The organism is Enterococcus dispar ATCC 51266 (assembly GCF_000406945.1).
GTDB classification, from domain to species: domain Bacteria; phylum Bacillota; class Bacilli; order Lactobacillales; family Enterococcaceae; genus Enterococcus_C; species Enterococcus_C dispar.
This window is the reverse complement of the sequence record NZ_KE136354.1, coordinates 2,354,054-2,369,994: the sequence shown is the minus strand read 5'-3', so window position 1 is coordinate 2,369,994 and position 15,941 is coordinate 2,354,054. Positions and strand designations below refer to the sequence as shown.

Sequence of the window (15,941 nt, the reverse complement as noted above, 5' to 3'; positions counted from 1 at the left end):
TATACCCTAAATACTATTTTTAATATAAATTATTCCATTACATCAAAGTTCATATTTAATCAAATCTCTAATGATCTGATCAATCATTAAGAACGACTGATCTATTATTGATATCAAAGAATTAAAATCTATCATAGTACAATATTCTAGCATTTCTTCAAAATAATGAAGCGAATCATTAAATATAGATATTGGAACATCCTGAATGTCGTAGTGAAATATATTATTTCTCAACTTGTTTTCAAAAGTGAAGATTCTCTCCTTTTCTTCAATTATATTTTTTATATTACTAATTTGATTTTTATTAATATTGTATGAATACCTTTTTAGTATTAAAGATAAGCAATTAACACTAACAAGGTAAGTTTGTAATTTTGATCTGAAATACAATGCTCCGGACGTCTGAAAAACAATAGGTAGCACCTTATTTACAAAATTATTTTGACAAAGTATATTGAATAAAAATAATTGAGTATTTGTAGGTAAACAACCACCCAATAGATTTTTTCTTTGTTCGTCATAAAAAAAATAATCATGATGACTAAGTCTATTTAATTCTAAAATTAAGGTCTTCTTTTTATCGATACCACTTTGAAAGGACGGAGTCACCACACAATTAATCAATGATGCTATACATTCAGAGTACTTAGTCAAAAAAAGAGCTGAATTCTTTTGTAAATTAGTTAATGATGTCGCAGAATTAAAATCTATTATTTTTTCTAAATAGATACTAAGTTGACTTGTATTTCCATAAGGAATACCATCCAATGTAAATACGCCTAAATCTCTCTGCCCAAATAACTCAACAAATTTTCTTTGTATAAAATTGTATTCCGTTTTTAATAAATATAGCCTTTTCAATCCATCATCTTGAAGCTTATTATTAATTTTATTTTGCTTTTTATCCGAATATAATTTATAACTGACTCGTGTTGACTTTACAAGTTTATCGAAAGAAATATTTTCAATAAAAGAAAGTTCCATGTCTATATTTTGTGATTGAAAGAATGATAACCAGCCATCACAGACCGAGGATAAGAATGGTATTATAGAAATGCTAAGTTCCTCCTGCTGTTTGAATCTTGAATTAACTAATTGATGAATAATTTGTTTTGCTTCAGCAGATTCTTGCGAAAGCAATATGAACGAAACTTTTTGTAAAGGTTCTATAATTATATACTCCCCTTCGATTCCTATATTTACCAGTGTTTTCGGTAAAATTTCCATCATGAATACACTAGAATAACTGTAAACGCCGAATAAAATAACCAATTTTATTTTTACCTCAGTAAAAATATTTATATACCCTAGCGTTCTTTACTTAACATTTTTCCTATATATTAATTTTCAAAGAAGAAGCAAGCGTATTTTTTAGACTCTCAATCTATAAAACTCCTTTTATATCAAGGAGTTAGGAGTATCCATATTACATCAAAATCAATTAAAAAGGATTTCTGTGGACAATAGTTAAACCAATTTGAACCACGATGGTTACAGTTGAATACAAAATTTACTATGTTATATATACTTTTATTTACCATAATCGGAGATTATTCTACTTAAATTATTTAACATAGGGCGAAAATTTTCAAAATCTATATTTTCAAAATTATCTAGCACATATTTCGAAAAAATCTCTTTTCCATAGAAATTATTCTTTTCAGATATGCTTTTCTTTGAAAAAGATTTTCCTCCAATTTTGTGTTCTAACGTTTTTTTATCAAACAAATCCTCTATCTCGTTTTCTTCGGCTTCGCCAATTAATTGATTTGTTAATACATATAAGTTTTCTGTAACTCTTAATGATCCATTATCTTTTAATGATTGCATATTTTTCTTTTCGTTAATGTAATTAATAAATCCCCTCAATGGTTTTTTATCATTATTAAGTTCATTATCAAAAATGAAAAACGTTGGATTACTAGGTTTACTTGTACTTAAAAAATTGAAATATTCAAGATAATTAGGGTATAATTTATTGTTCTTATCACTAAAAAAATTATACAAATTTTTCATAGCATCAGCACCGTCAATGGGTAAATTAAAAAAATACTTTAATCTAGAGATATCTTTATTTCCCTTTTTATTGACTCTTTTCAAAAAATGCACCTTAAATTTATAGTCATTTCCATTCTTTTCAATTAGGATAGGATAATCCTTATACATTTTTTTCAATGCTGCTTTTAAATACCTTATATCTGTTTTTCCTTCAGTTACTATGGTGGGGATCTCATTACCATAAAAATATTTGTAGTACAAAAATTTTTGATATTCTTTTTCTCTTGAGTTTAAATTTAGTAACATTATTTGATGATTATTTTCTACTTTTATAGTTGATAAAAGAAATTTTTGGTACTCTATATTATTTTTGTTTAACGAAATTTCATACTCTAAACCATTGTTATACTTATCTAATTGGTTTATAAATGCAAATCTACCTTCTAGTTGATTTATAGTGCCACTCTCACCATCTATCAGAAATTCTCCAGTTGTATAGAGTTTATGGGCCATCGCTCGGGTATTTTTATAAAACTCTTTGGATACATTCAGCTTTTTATTCACAGTTAGACCAGTAACTTCTTGGCGTGAATTACTAAACTGCAGTCTAGTTTTTTTAGCATTTATTTTGAATCCAGCACGAATTATTTCTTTCTCAAGTTTATCTAAAAAAAACTGTTCTTCATCAACAAACGAAGAACTATTCGTTGAAAAAGTTAAATCATCCGCATACCTTGTATAGTCTAATCTATATTTTTTAGCTAACTTCAAAAGCCTAAAATCCAATATTCTACATATTAAATTAGAAATTATTGGTGACGTAGGTGCTCCTTGGGGCAATCTTCCTTTATAACAAACTAAACGAGCAATAACTAGAGCAACTTCCTTTGGAACTTTAAAATTTTTATTCTTTTCAAAAAAGCCTTTCACTCGGCCAAAATGAATACTTGGAAAAAAATCTTCCAAATCTAAATTTAGCACTATTTTTTTATTTCTATGTATTTTAGCATTAGTAATGATACTTTTACTTTCTTCAAAACCATGTGAAATATTAGGTTTAGTATTATTTAATCTCCATGATTTTTTTTGATTAGCCCATAACAAAATAGCTAGACGTTTTTGCACAAATTTCAACTCATCATTAGGAGCATCTATTTCTCTCTTATCACCATTTTTTTTGAGTATGCTAAATGTATGATAAGCATTCTCTGGACCCTTTTCTTCCTTGTTATAAAGTAAATATGTCATATTTTTTTTAGGAATATTCAATAATTTGAATAAATCATCTTGAGTCTTAATATCAGTGAAACTAGCCATAGTATCCTCCTACAAAAAGAATCGTGCGTGGCTACTCATTAGGCCCACTGCGTAGAAAAAGGATCATAAATTGCGGATTACTAAGGCTATTCTCCCTAGCAATTTTGTCAAAACTTGCGAAACACAAGTACAAAATCTAGCCACACACTATTAAAATTTTATTTGAGACCCCATCAAAAGTCAATAGCTGATAATTCTCTAAACAATTTATCAGTTTATCTTCAGATGCTGTTTTTATAAGTTTGAAAATATACACCATCACATATAGAATCTGATAACAGAAATAAAAGTGATCTCTAGTATTCACATTTAGCTACTATCTGAAAAAGACACCCGCAGTACGCTAATGTTTTAGAAAAAATACTTCACTACTTATTTCTACTTGTTATCCTGGCTTAAATCGCCTAACACACAAATCCATCCAATAATAAAGCATATCGAAAACAACCCACTCAATATTCCAATTAAATACTTCCGTTTTATAATTAAATAAATTGAGAAGCCTGCTAATATAATGCCACTTACAATCATGACAGATAGAATTTTTTTAACTTTATTTTTAAATTCTTTACTCATATATCCCATATCACTCTCTATTCTCAATAATTAAATAACGAATTAAGCAAATATATTTAATTTTCATTCTTCAATATCATCTTTATATTCAGTATACTGAATCATTACCTCAGAAATTTTTTCTTCATTTCCTTTAAACCTCTAGGGTTCTACTAAAATTTTCATTTCGTTATCTAGCATTTCAACTCGATTTTCTAACAAAGTAACTTTTGGATTAAAGAAATATCTAGAAATTCAATAAAGAGAATTCTAGATATTTCAAGTCACCTATTTATTACTTTTAGTTGATTTGTATACTAAGATAAATCCCAAGATACTCGTAAAAATTATAGTATAAATACCTGCTTTACTTATTTTTTCATCTCGAAGCTTAGCAATTATTATCCCAATAATATTTGATATTCCCAAGAGTATTAGAAAACTAAAGAAAGGATGTTCCTTTAGAAATAGTCTTAAGAAACGCATCAATAAGTCACCATCTTTTAGTTATTTAGTTGAATATTTTGCAGCACCTGCATTCTTTTGCATCATAAAATAAAATCCTACAACTATTTTTGCTAGTATCTCATTTTTTGGATAAGGCATTTTCTTAAGTGAGTTCATCCAATACCGATTAGAAGCGCGCTAATTGCCCAAGTTGGAATACCTAAAGTTCACTATTTAAATAAATAGTCACCTACAACATCACTCCTTGAGTTAATCAAAAAAACTTTACCCAATTTTTCATAATTACTGTTTAACAAATTATGTGGCATTCATAATAACCAACGCCGTCAAACAATATTCTTGCCCAAGCAATACAACATCTGTTTTTTATTTAAGCTAGACAAAAAGAGTCCCTACATATTTTTAAAATCAAAACAATTAATTACAAGTAGAACTCAGTGAAAAATAAAATAATTGATCCTAAAACAAAGATATAAAGATTATTACCTATTAAAATTGCGGCCATAACTAACCAACTTATAAAGAAAAAAATTCGTTTATTTTTATTCCATGATATCCACTTATCTCTATCAATAGCTACAAACATACATACTAAAATTGGAATAATTATTAAATTAGAAGCTGTCTCTAACATCTCTCCTCCATCAGCTTTCTTTTAGATTGAATAAAAAATGATTGAAACATGTGCAATACCGATTTTTTAGTCAAATTTCTTTAGTCAGATGCACAATTTTTATTTGCAAATAACCATCCTGTTAGTACGGCTGGAATACCAACAAAGAGAATCATCGCTATTCCAGAAAACATAAGTTGATAGGCTATGAAGAAGCAAACAAGTGTTATTACTAGCATTAATATGTGCAAATTTCTTTTAAAAAACAACATGCCATTCCATCTTTCCATATTTTTTATTTTTCTTTGCGAAGCAGTACTACTTCCATAATAAGGATATAGAACACTAACAAAACAAAAGGAATAATTACTATCCACGATGTAAGAGATATAACACTACCAGTAGCTATATTAAAAGTAGATGCATTTGTATTAAAAACTTTTAGATAAATGTTGAGTACGATATTCTTAAAATCGAATCTTCCTAAAATTGGTAAAAATAAATTATACGCGCTTAACACAAATATGCTTATCAAAATATTTTTTGTCACTAAAGTTAAATAAAAAGTAACAATAAAATAAAGTAAGCTAATTCCAAAAATAAACAGAATCTGATATAAAGCATTACTTAAATAGGAAATTTTTCTGAGATTATCCAGGTTCACAATAGTATCAACTTTCATCGGAAAGGTTAAAGAAGTCAACAATTGTATCATAATAAAAGCCATTATCGAAATAAATAATATACTGAAAATAGACACTGCACTGGCTATTAATTTAGAGCAATTGATTTGCCATTGCGACATAATTGTTCGATGAACTTTTTGTGTTCCATACTTTACTTCAGCATTTGCGATAATAGCCCCATAAACTCCACTCATACACGGAAAAATGATAAAAAATGACGATGATAATAGTTGATTGACTCCATTTTTCGGAAACATTGCTACTAAACTAGCTTGATAGGACATGAAATAGTATTTTAGTGGATTATTAATTACTTCCATATTTTGCAGTTGATCTATTTTAAAACTACCTTCTAGCAAACCTTTAATATCTGCTCCGTTTGCATTTGCATCTTCTATCGCTTGATAAAAACTACTCAAGTTGCTAGTTAAAAAGTTTCTCTGTGATAGATACATCATTACAACTAAAAATATCGAAATTCCTAAAAAAATCAGATAAACTCTAGCTTTCCATTGGTAGTGTAATTCACTCAACAAACAAATCACCCTCTTTTACGTTAGCAAATAAACTCCGAACTTTTTTATCAGGTACCACTTCTATAGTCTTATTTTTCACCCATAGCTTTTCATTACAAATATCTAGATACAATTTTTCATGTCCACTCATAATAATGAGTGATCCCTGCTTTTTTAGGAATTCTATCGTTTTAAAAAGGACAACACGATTGCTTTGATCTAGTCCATTTAGCACTTCATCAAGCAAGAGAATCTTAGAGTTTAACAATCTTGCAAGTAGTAATGCTAACATTTTCCGCTCTCCTAGGGAATAGGTGGCTACTTTTGACTTACATAGCAATTCATTATTTAGATATTGAACATCTAAATTTTCAATCTGATGTTTTATCTTCATATTTTTAGTAAAGAAAATTATATTATCTAACCCCGTCAGATTTGAAAAAAAAGGCGTATCGTCAAAAATACAGAATTGATTAGAGTCTGCTTTATAAATTTCCCCTTCAAATTTTTCTTGCCCTAAAATACATCGAAACAATGTAGTTTTACCAATTCCATTTTCTCCGTAAATATAGTAAATTCTATTTTGATAAAAATCCATGTAAACATTTTGAAAAAGAGCCTTGTTTCCAAAGCTCTTCGAAAAACCACTCAATTTCAACATAGGTTCATTACTCCCTGTATCAATACCAACTACTTGAGCCATTACCATGGACACCATAATAGTCAGTAAAATCGTAGTTATAAATTGTAACGTCTCCCCATGGTGATACTACGCCAGCACCAATAGTTTTTTCTCCACGCCATTTGTGTGTCGAACTAGAGGTACTATAACGGGTAATTCCATTTTTCCTAACAATATTTGGAAAAATCCATCCCACTTCTTGTCGACCACTACTACTAGTAACTTTTCCTCCACTGTAATTAAAACTAATTATATCTTTCGACCACATCAGTGCGGACCCACGTTTAAAAGTTACTGTTCGACCTGCTCGCATTTTTTGATCAATATTTTGTTCTTTCTGTTCAGTAAAGTTAGTAATTAAATCTTGAATTTCAGTTGGAGGTACTTCTACATTTTTACTAGTAACTATTGTTTTTCCACATTCTTGTGTTTCATTCTCAGCCGCTTGAGACGATAGAGGAGCCATTACAGTTCCCGACAACATCACTAATCCCATTAACATCTTTCCACTTAATTTCATTTAATTTTCCTCCTTTAATAAAATGCCACATCAATTATCCAGACTTGCACCTACAAGCCAAAGAACTAATTGCTGGATACCTTCTAATAAACCCATTACCTTTCTCCTCTCTAATTATTTTTACAAATTTATTTTACAATGGCATTTATCCAGTTTATTATTTGGTTGCATGGATGCACACATTATCAGGGAGGAAATATTATGAGATGGGATTTTGGTAAAGTATATAAAACAATTCGAACCGGTAAAGGCCTGTCTCAAAAGGACGTCTGTCACAATCAAATAAATAGGACAACATTGTCACGTATTGAAAATGACAATCAAAATACAAGTTTTGAATCAATGCAGTATCTTCTTGATCAGGTAAATGTTTCTTGGGATGAATTTCAATATATTTGTAATGAATTTCAACATAGCAGCAGAAACGACATTATCAATGAGTATTACACTATTGTTTCTACTACTGAAATCAAGAAAGTCAGGAATTTACAAGTTCGTTGCGAAAAATTTCTAAAGACAGTAGAAGATAATAAAATTAGAGAAATTCATTTTGTACTGTCTGCACTCTCAAAACTAGAAACTGATTGTCCTAATCAAATCGACGCTACAACAAAGGAATTGGTATCATTGGTTTGGAATCGATTATCTAAAATAGACATCTGGACCTATGATGATATTCGATTGATAAACGCAATCTTATATCATTTAGAATTCCCCACGATCCTGGAGCTAGTACCCAAATTGAGACAAGCTTTACAAAAATATGAGTTTTATACAAATATTGATGTATTGCACACTACTTTACTTATCAATCTTGCTTATATTTATATGCAGAATCATTACTTCTTGGAAAGTCAGGAAATTCTTACAGAAGCCTTGAACTTATCAAAAAAATTAAATAGAGTAGATTTCATTGGAATTTCGACAGTTCGTTTAGGTATATGTTCGAATGATAAGCAGCAAGTTGAAAATGGCATGCTATTGTTAAATTTAGTTGGGCATGACAATCTAGTGCTCGAATTGGAAAAAGAAATTGTTAGCTTTGCTTAACTATCAGAAATTATCTACTAACAAAAAAATTGAGAATCATTCTATATCCTGATACTAAAATACTCATGGAGCTTTTCGAAAACCCTAATTTTTCAAGAATTATCAAATACTCAAACAAAAGACGTTTGAACGAACCAGCATAACAAAGCTGAAATCGTTCAAACGTCTCTTTTATATTTTTCAAAAGATTGCCCTATCAAATTGTATCAATGTTGAAGATCAGCTAGATAGCTATCTAAGTTTTTGATGAAAAATGAATAAATCAGTATCAAAAAGCAAATTTAGATTGTTTTTATTAACGAAGGAAGAAAAGAAAGGTAGCTACCAACATTCTATGAAAACCTTCAACATATAACTAAGGAGGGCTATTATGCCAATTAAAATCAACGATCTTACCTTACCAAAAGAAAAACTCGAAAAAGAATACCAAGTCGTCAATGTTACTCGCTGGCAAAAAGACGGAGAACTTTTAGGTTGGAGTTATGAATGTATCCTACCAAAACTCCGATACGAAAAAATCAGTGTCAAAGTCAAATCTGAAACTCCTGTGATTACTCCAGAAGAACTTACCCAACAAGGTTTAGCCATGGTTACATTTGCCAATTTAGTGATTGCACCTTGGGGTCGCTCTAACGGTCAATTTGTCAGCTATGGTTTATCAGCCACGGCAGATGCGGCAACTTTGATTCCGAAAAAACAAGGCCCCACTACGCAAAACTAATTTTCCTATGGGTTTGTTGGGTGGTTAGGACGAAACGGCGAGGCAGCGCCATAGAGCCGCTTCTGTCCGTTAAGACCGCCCAATAAACACATAGGCTGGAAGGACTGCTTTGCAGGACTTCCCCTTAACTTGATTTATAGAACAACATCTAGAGAAAATAAACGGCTCATTGACAATTGAATAAACAACAAGGAGTGATGATTTTTGAAGGCTTATAATCAGAAAATCATTGAAACTCCCACGTACCTTGAAATTTATGATTATGAAGCAATCATTACTCCGAAACAAAAAGCAGACGAAAATAAAACCAATCCAAAACGAAAGAAAGAATTAGCTTGGCTTTATGAAGAAGAAAACACCATCACTGACAAGAGAAAAAACTATGATGAATTATCTGCTCAAGGACAATACGACAGCTTAAAACGAAAACAAAAACACTATCAAAATATGCGATTTGAAATTGCCCGACTCGTGGATATGAACTTTGACAATCAGACGAAATTTTTAACCCTCACTTTCAGAGAAAACATTCAAGACATTGCCTATGCGAATAATGAATTTAAAAAATTTATCAAACGACTAAACTACGAACTCTATCACACAAAAAAAGCACATCTAAAATACCTTGCCACGTGGGAAAAACAAGAACGAGGTGCCATCCATTATCACATTATCCTGTTTGACTTTCCTTTTATCTCCGTCAATCGTCTTACTACCATCTGGGGACATGGATTTGTCAAAATCAACAAAATTGATGTGGATAGTATCGAAAATCGTGGGCGCTATATTAGTAAATACTTCGATAAGGACTTAGATTTGAAAGAGCATAAGAAGAAGGCATTCTTCAAATCGCGCAACCTCAAAGTGCCCAGCGTCACAAAACAACTCGTGAATCAACCTTTTGATATCACAAATCAAGACGTACTTTATACCATTGAGTATCTTGTAAGACGTCCAATATTTTACAGTGCGATAAACGAAAGCGGAACTCCAGAACAAGTGATGGATTTTCAAGAAAGCATTGTTCGCTATACCAAGATAAAAAAATAATTCATTATTCCGTACGCAAATTTCAAAGGAAGTGAGAATATGACCGAAATGAAAATTTTACTCAGTGATGATCAGATGGGTATCATTTCTACTCAACTATCTGATTTAATCACATCAGAAATTGAAAAAATCAAAACGCAAGAGAATCTACAACACCGATATATGAATAAGAAGCAAACTTGTAACTATCTACAGGTTTCCAATAATACGTTAGATGGCTGGATTAAAGATGGCTTACCACTTATTCAAATCCACGGATCAAATAGATATGACCGTATCGCCATTGATCAATGGCTTGCAAGCCTAGCAAAATAATTCCGACATCGTTATACTCCATATATAGTATTTGATTTCGGCTCGCAAATTCGGAGGGAAATGCTATGGCAATTAGCAAAACAGAAAATGAGACTTACCGTTTACGGCTTTACTATCCACAAGATATCCAAGAGATGATAGGCGTAAACAAACTTTATTCCAAAACTTTCAAAACTAGAAAGGAGGCAAAAGCAGCAGAAATTGATTTTTATGCCAAGATTAAAGAGCTACGGGAAAACAAAGAAAAGAATGCTTTTGAACTAGGTGGTGAAGCACTGTTCAAAGCTTTCTATGAAGATATCTGGATCGATGCTTATACAGCTGGTTTAACTTCTCGAAACACGAAGTCTCCTACTCCTGTGACAATTGCGAATACAAAAGATATTTTTCGACTTCACATCTTACCAATGTTTGGGAAATACACATTGAACTATTTGAATCAAAATAAAGCTTTCGTTCTAAAAATCATGACACAAAAGGCTGCCGAATACGCAAACTTCAAAATACTACGTAGCTACGTTAATTCTATTTTCGATTGGGCGGAAGAGCTTGAATACATCGAACGGAATAAACTAGAAAAATCGCTTAAACGAATCAATGCTACTAAGAAAAACCAATTGCAAGAAGCTAAAAAAGAAGAAGATTTATACCTCTCCTTTGAACAACTTCAAGAATGGCTAACTGCCGTCCAAAGCGATTATGAAAGTGGACAACTAACTTTACAGGACTATGTATTATTTCTGACTACCTTCTTTTTATCTGATCGCAAATCAGAAACTTACGCCATCAAATGGAAGAATGTGAATTTCACTGCTTCCCAGATTACGATTGGTAAAGCCTTAGATAAGTTCGGCAATGAAAAAAGTACCAAAGGGAATAAAACGACAATTTTCCATATTCCAAATGAACTAAAGCAATTACTTCAACAGTGGAAAGTCCAACAAAAAGAAGAACTAGCTCAATTTGAAATCGAACAAACCGAAGAGCAGCTACTCTTTACCTTCTTTGATGATAAAGGGAATATCAATCAAAGACTTCATACAGATTATTTAAATTACCGTATGAAATCCATTGAGCGACGACATAAACACCTTACCCATGCGACCCCACATAAGTTACGACATACTGGGGCAACTTTAGCCAAACAAGCTGGTGTCGCTCTGGAACAAATTTCTGAAGCCTTGACTCACAGCGATACCAATATCACAAGAACTTATGTAAATACACCAAACGTCATTCAAATGCCCATTGGTGAAATTGCCTATCGTAAATTGTCTCAAAAAGAGTCAGACCGGAATGGTGTCAACAATGGTGTCAACTCAAAAAAAGACGCTTCGCAAAGTAAATTGCGAAACGCCTGAAAGTACTGATATGAAGCTGTTTTTAACGTTTTGAAAATTGAGATGCTTTACGAGCTTTTTTAAGACCTGGTTGGCAGTTCAACTGTGTTATTTTAAATCAATGAATATCAAAAATGCTGATTTATCAGTATTTTTCGCCTCAAGATTTGTACTGGATTTCAGTCGATTTTAGGCACTCGTAACCACGATTCGTAACCAATTTTGAACGTAAGACAATTTGGTTACGACAAATTCAGAGCATATCAGTATCTACTACACTTCTTTTTTATCTTTCCATTGAAGAAACTGCATGGTAAACCCATGTGGTCTTTTTAACGTTGCAAAGTCAAAGATAAAAGAACAAATCCTCCAAATGTTAGGCGCTCTTTGCGGAGGGGTTCGCCTCAAGCGAATTCCCCTTCGTAAAGAGTTCGCCTTGAACACGAGTGGGCGCTAGCCCGCGAGTGTTGTTTCACCCCCCCTATCTAACAGGGGGGTACAAAAACACGAAAAACAATCGAAAAACTACGTACAAACACTGTTATACCAAGGAAATAAGCACTTATTGACAAGTGTAAACTAATTTAAAAAAGTTCACACTTTGTTTTCACTGGTTTTAGCGAGTTTCAAATAGTGTATTGAGCTAATATTTTTAGTTATGCAAGTTTCAATTAGCCTCATTGAATTTTAAACTACCGATTTTGTGCTTCTATTAATGGCCCGTGAATCGTATTACGATTTGAATTCATTTATTAGCTGATACTTAGTCGAACGGCCTTGCCCGACTTTTTGAATCTTATTCTCTGTTTGTAGCCCAGCCAAGGCCCGTTCTATCGTTCGCTGGCTAATATCCGGCAACAAGTTCTCCATGTCAGCTCTGCTTAGAGGTTCAAAAGACTTCTCTAGTTCTTCTACTACCCGCTCTGCTGGTGTTAGCTCCTGATTGATAATAATCTCGAAACGCTCTGAGAAGTTTTCATAGGCTCGCAAAATGATTCCCACAAGATAGCGAACAAACGGCGTATAGTCTTGTTCATTTTCCAACCATCCCACAGAACTCGCCTGTAACGCTTCATAGTAAGTTTGCTTCGATTCTTCAATCAGCATCTCAATACTGATGTACTTGCCGACTAAATAGCCCGACTTGTACAGCAACAGCAATGTCAATAAACGAGACATCCGCCCATTTCCATCACTAAATGGATGAATTGAGAGAAAGTCTAAAACAAAGCAAGGAATCAGCAGTAAGGGATCAATCTCAGCCTTCTGAATGGCTTGATTGTATTGGTAGCACAGCTCATCAATTAAATCAGGTGTCAAATATGCAGGCGCTGGTACAAACCGAACTCGCTCGTTACCATCTAAATCTTTTTCCGTAATAACATTATCGCCACTTTTAAACTTACCTTTGTAACTTTTAGCCGAGTAATTATATAGATTTTTGTGTAACGTTAAAATATCGTTGGGCACGACGCGAATATACTCGTAACTATCATGAATCAGTTTCAACACATCTCGATAACCGGCAATTTCTTCTTCATCCCGATTACGAGGTTTTACTTTTTCCGCTACGATTTGCTTCAAGCGGCCATCTGTTGTTGCAATTCCTTCAATTTTGTTGGAAGCCTCTGTACTTTGAATCAAAGCCAAGTCTGTCAGTTTGCCTAAAATCTCTGGTTTTGTGGCAATATACAGTTCTTGTTTCCCCTTATAATCATGAATCTTGGTCAGCATATTTAGCAAATCATGACTAAGAGAGAGCTTTTTCAACTCATGATAATCAAATTCTTTCACCGCCATTCACCTCTTTTCTCCGCCATTTTATCTTATTTGGCGGAGAAAAACAAATAATGGCGGAGAAAACTATATTTCATCATCACATTAGTTTTACTATTCAAATACAAAAAGCCCTAAAAGTATTTCACAAATTCAATTCAAATAAACTAAGTTTTAGTGAGCTTCGATAATCCAATTTCTTTTAACTGGTAGATTTTTTAGGAAAAAGAGTAAATTCTACGTAAGAGCTACAATTAAAGCTCTAAATGTTGATATTGCTTTTATCAGTTGTGACTGATCTTCAAAAAAACAACTATTCGATGTTAATTTGTAGCTTTTAAATGGGATATCATTGTAAAAGCATTAACTTCTTAACCCTCTACCTGTATCGACTAAATAGTAACAAATAGAATAAAGAACAACAATAAATAAAATAAGTATTGTAATCGACATAGCTATTGGTACATCGGTTGTTCCTAAAAATCCATATCTAAACGCTGAGATCATATAAACAATTGGATTTATTTTTGAAACACCTTGCCAGAATGGGGGCAACATCGATATCGCATAAAATACTCCTCCTAGATAAGTTAACGGCTGTAAAACGAAGGTGGGTACGATCGATACGTCGTCATAAGATTGAGCAAAAACACCGTTTATCAAACCAGCTAATGAAAATAATATTGCAGTCATTAATAACGTGAGAATAACAATAATCCATGAATGAACATTAAGTGGCACAAAAAATAAGGAAATAATCGTTACAAGTGATCCTACGAGAATACTTCGTCCTAACCCACCAATAACAAATCCCCAAATGATGATATGTGTTGGTACTGGAGCAACTAATAGCTCTTCAATATTTTTTTGGAACTTTTGAGAGAAAAAAGATGAAGATACATTAGCGTATGAGCTTGTGATTGCTGACATCATAATTAATCCGGGTACGATAAATTCCATATAAGTGAACCCACCCATATCTCCAATTCGGCCACCAATCATTTTCCCAAAAATGATAAAATACAACGATGTCGTTATAACTGGTGGCACCAGAGTTTGTACCCAAATACGTAGATAACGGTTAGTTTCCTTAATAGCAAGACTTTTTAAAGCAGTAAGATAAATATCACGCATTGGTTTCCTCCAAAAATCTTTTTTCTTCGGTGATTTTCAAAAATAACTCTTCTAAACGATTAGATTTATTCCGCATCGATAAAACTTTCATCCCTTGATCACTGAGTTGATTAAAAATATCATTTACTCCTTGATTTCGTTCAACTTCCACTGATAAAGTCAGATCGTCTTCTAAAGAATACGTATATCCTTCTATCTTAGGAACTGCATCATGAGGTGCTAGATCTAAAATAAATGTTTCAAATTGTAATTTGGATAGAAGTTCTTTCATACTAGTATTTTCAATCAATTCTCCTGATTGAATGATCCCTATGTGTCGACAAAGCATTTCAGCTTCTTCCAAATAATGAGTGGTCAAGATAATAGTGGTTCCATTTTCGTTTAATTCTTTTAAGAAGGACCACATTTCACGTCTCAGTTCAATATCCACCCCAGCGGTTGGTTCATCCAAAATTAATAGCTTTGGTTCGTGCATTAGTGCTCGAGCGATCATCAGCCGGCGCTTCATCCCGCCAGAGAGCATCCGAGCACGTTCGTTACGTTTTTCCCATAAATTTGATTGCTTCAAATACTTCTCACTGCGCTTCAATGCTTCTTTTCTCGGAACACCATAATAACCTGCCTGATTCACTACAATTTGTTGAACAGTCTCAAATGGATTGAAGTTGAATTCTTGTGGTACAAGACCAATTTGCTGCTTTGCTCTTTCTAAGTCTTTATCAAGATCGTAGTCGAAAACTTTTACCATTCCAGATGTTTTATTGACAAGAGAAGTAATAATACCAATGGTTGTCGACTTCCCAGCACCATTGGGCCCTAAAAGGGCATAGAAATCACCCTCTTCAACCTGGAGATCAATTCCACGTAATGCCTCAACACCTGTTCCATAGATTTTTTTTAAATTCGTTATTTCAAGTGCATATTCCATATACTTTTTCCTTTCGTAAAACAATTCTTAAATTAGAAGTCGCTCTAACTTTTATACTGTAAAAAGGCATGTGGTCAATTGACCACATGACCTTATTTTTTCTTACTTTGTCTTTCTTTCCTTTTGGCCAATAAATAGAATACCAAAATTAACGTAATAAAGTTGATAAATATTCCAATACTAATTGGATAATTTAGTAATTTAGCTAGAATAAATGCCAGTGACATCCCAAATAATCTAGCAACGGCTCTCTTTTCTTCAGACATAAATTAT

14 protein-coding genes are annotated in these 15,941 nt (G+C 32.5%); 5 read left to right on the top strand and 9 right to left on the bottom strand.

All coding sequences use genetic code 11. The features are described from left to right. Positions 1-42: 42 nt before the first annotated feature. The 6 genes from RK01_RS11130 to RK01_RS11095 form a co-directional block, all read right to left on the bottom strand. Positions 43-1,227, bottom strand: a complete 1,185-nt coding sequence (locus tag RK01_RS11130; protein ID WP_244874966.1) for a hypothetical protein — start codon at positions 1,225-1,227, stop codon at positions 43-45. Between the two features lie 303 nt (positions 1,228-1,530). Next, positions 1,531-3,315 carry a retron Ec67 family RNA-directed DNA polymerase/endonuclease gene (locus tag RK01_RS11125; RefSeq protein ID WP_016173377.1) on the bottom strand — a complete coding sequence of 595 codons (1,785 nt, stop codon included), beginning with the start codon at positions 3,313-3,315 and terminating at the stop codon, positions 1,531-1,533. Between the two features lie 1,444 nt (positions 3,316-4,759). Then, positions 4,760-4,972, bottom strand: coding sequence for a hypothetical protein (locus RK01_RS11110; RefSeq protein ID WP_016173375.1), 213 nt, complete (start codon positions 4,970-4,972; stop codon positions 4,760-4,762). Positions 4,973-5,246: 274 nt separating this feature from the next. Continuing rightward, on the bottom strand, positions 5,247-6,170 hold the full coding sequence (locus RK01_RS11105) for a hypothetical protein (RefSeq protein ID WP_244874965.1): 924 nt from the start codon (positions 6,168-6,170) through the stop codon (positions 5,247-5,249). Next, on the bottom strand, positions 6,163-6,870 hold the full coding sequence (locus tag RK01_RS11100; RefSeq protein WP_016173373.1) for an ATP-binding cassette domain-containing protein: 708 nt from the start codon (positions 6,868-6,870) through the stop codon (positions 6,163-6,165). The genes RK01_RS11105 and RK01_RS11100 overlap by 8 nt, the downstream gene beginning before the upstream one ends. After that, positions 6,833-7,354 carry a hypothetical protein gene (locus tag RK01_RS11095; protein ID WP_016173372.1) on the bottom strand — a complete coding sequence of 174 codons (522 nt, stop codon included), beginning with the start codon at positions 7,352-7,354 and terminating at the stop codon, positions 6,833-6,835. Before RK01_RS11095 ends, RK01_RS11100 begins: the two co-directional genes overlap by 38 nt. Positions 7,355-7,555: 201 nt before the next feature. Here RK01_RS11095 and RK01_RS11090 point away from each other — a divergent pair, with 201 nt between their 5' ends. The 5 genes from RK01_RS11090 (at position 7,556) to RK01_RS11070 (ending at position 11,851) form a co-directional block, all read left to right on the top strand. Then, positions 7,556-8,404, top strand: coding sequence for a helix-turn-helix domain-containing protein (locus RK01_RS11090; protein ID WP_016173371.1), 849 nt, complete (start codon positions 7,556-7,558; stop codon positions 8,402-8,404). Between the two features lie 370 nt (positions 8,405-8,774). After that, positions 8,775-9,125, top strand: coding sequence for a hypothetical protein (locus RK01_RS11085; RefSeq protein ID WP_016173370.1), 351 nt, complete (start codon positions 8,775-8,777; stop codon positions 9,123-9,125). A 204-nt stretch (positions 9,126-9,329) separates the two neighbouring features. After that, entirely contained in the window at positions 9,330-10,175 is an 846-nt protein-coding gene (locus RK01_RS11080; RefSeq protein WP_016173369.1) for a rolling circle replication-associated protein, read from the top strand. A 39-nt stretch (positions 10,176-10,214) separates the two neighbouring features. Then, positions 10,215-10,490: a helix-turn-helix transcriptional regulator gene (locus RK01_RS11075; RefSeq protein WP_016173368.1), complete on the top strand. Its 276-nt coding sequence runs from the start codon at positions 10,215-10,217 to the stop codon at positions 10,488-10,490. Positions 10,491-10,555: 65 nt separating this feature from the next. Then, a complete protein-coding gene (locus tag RK01_RS11070; protein WP_016173367.1) occupies positions 10,556-11,851 on the top strand; it encodes a site-specific integrase in 1,296 nt (431 codons plus the stop codon). A gap of 711 nt (positions 11,852-12,562) precedes the next feature. Here the strand turns inward: RK01_RS11070 and RK01_RS11065 are convergent. The 3 genes from RK01_RS11065 to RK01_RS11055 form a co-directional block, all read right to left on the bottom strand. Continuing rightward, positions 12,563-13,630 carry a Fic family protein gene (locus tag RK01_RS11065; RefSeq protein ID WP_172843735.1) on the bottom strand — a complete coding sequence of 356 codons (1,068 nt, stop codon included), beginning with the start codon at positions 13,628-13,630 and terminating at the stop codon, positions 12,563-12,565. A gap of 339 nt (positions 13,631-13,969) precedes the next feature. Next, positions 13,970-14,740 (bottom strand): ABC transporter permease, encoded by a 771-nt coding sequence (locus RK01_RS11060; protein WP_016173365.1) that lies wholly within the window; start codon positions 14,738-14,740, stop codon positions 13,970-13,972. Next, positions 14,733-15,668: an ABC transporter ATP-binding protein gene (locus RK01_RS11055; RefSeq protein WP_016173364.1), complete on the bottom strand. Its 936-nt coding sequence runs from the start codon at positions 15,666-15,668 to the stop codon at positions 14,733-14,735. The genes RK01_RS11060 and RK01_RS11055 overlap by 8 nt, the downstream gene beginning before the upstream one ends. Positions 15,669-15,941 lie beyond the last annotated feature (273 nt).

Coding starts and splice junctions, on each gene's coding strand:
- RK01_RS11130 (WP_244874966.1), bottom strand. CDS start 1,227: ATGGAAATTTTACCGAAAACACTGGTAAATATAGGAATCGAAGGGGAG.
- RK01_RS11125 (WP_016173377.1), bottom strand. CDS start 3,315: ATGGCTAGTTTCACTGATATTAAGACTCAAGATGATTTATTCAAATTA.
- RK01_RS11110 (WP_016173375.1), bottom strand. CDS start 4,972: ATGTTAGAGACAGCTTCTAATTTAATAATTATTCCAATTTTAGTATGT.
- RK01_RS11100 (WP_016173373.1), bottom strand. CDS start 6,870: ATGGTGTCCATGGTAATGGCTCAAGTAGTTGGTATTGATACAGGGAGT.
- RK01_RS11095 (WP_016173372.1), bottom strand. CDS start 7,354: ATGAAATTAAGTGGAAAGATGTTAATGGGATTAGTGATGTTGTCGGGA.
- RK01_RS11090 (WP_016173371.1), top strand. CDS start 7,556: ATGAGATGGGATTTTGGTAAAGTATATAAAACAATTCGAACCGGTAAA.
- RK01_RS11085 (WP_016173370.1), top strand. CDS start 8,775: ATGCCAATTAAAATCAACGATCTTACCTTACCAAAAGAAAAACTCGAA.
- RK01_RS11075 (WP_016173368.1), top strand. CDS start 10,215: ATGACCGAAATGAAAATTTTACTCAGTGATGATCAGATGGGTATCATT.
- RK01_RS11070 (WP_016173367.1), top strand. CDS start 10,556: ATGGCAATTAGCAAAACAGAAAATGAGACTTACCGTTTACGGCTTTAC.
- RK01_RS11065 (WP_172843735.1), bottom strand. CDS start 13,630: ATGGCGGTGAAAGAATTTGATTATCATGAGTTGAAAAAGCTCTCTCTT.
- RK01_RS11060 (WP_016173365.1), bottom strand. CDS start 14,740: ATGCGTGATATTTATCTTACTGCTTTAAAAAGTCTTGCTATTAAGGAA.
- RK01_RS11055 (WP_016173364.1), bottom strand. CDS start 15,668: ATGGAATATGCACTTGAAATAACGAATTTAAAAAAAATCTATGGAACA.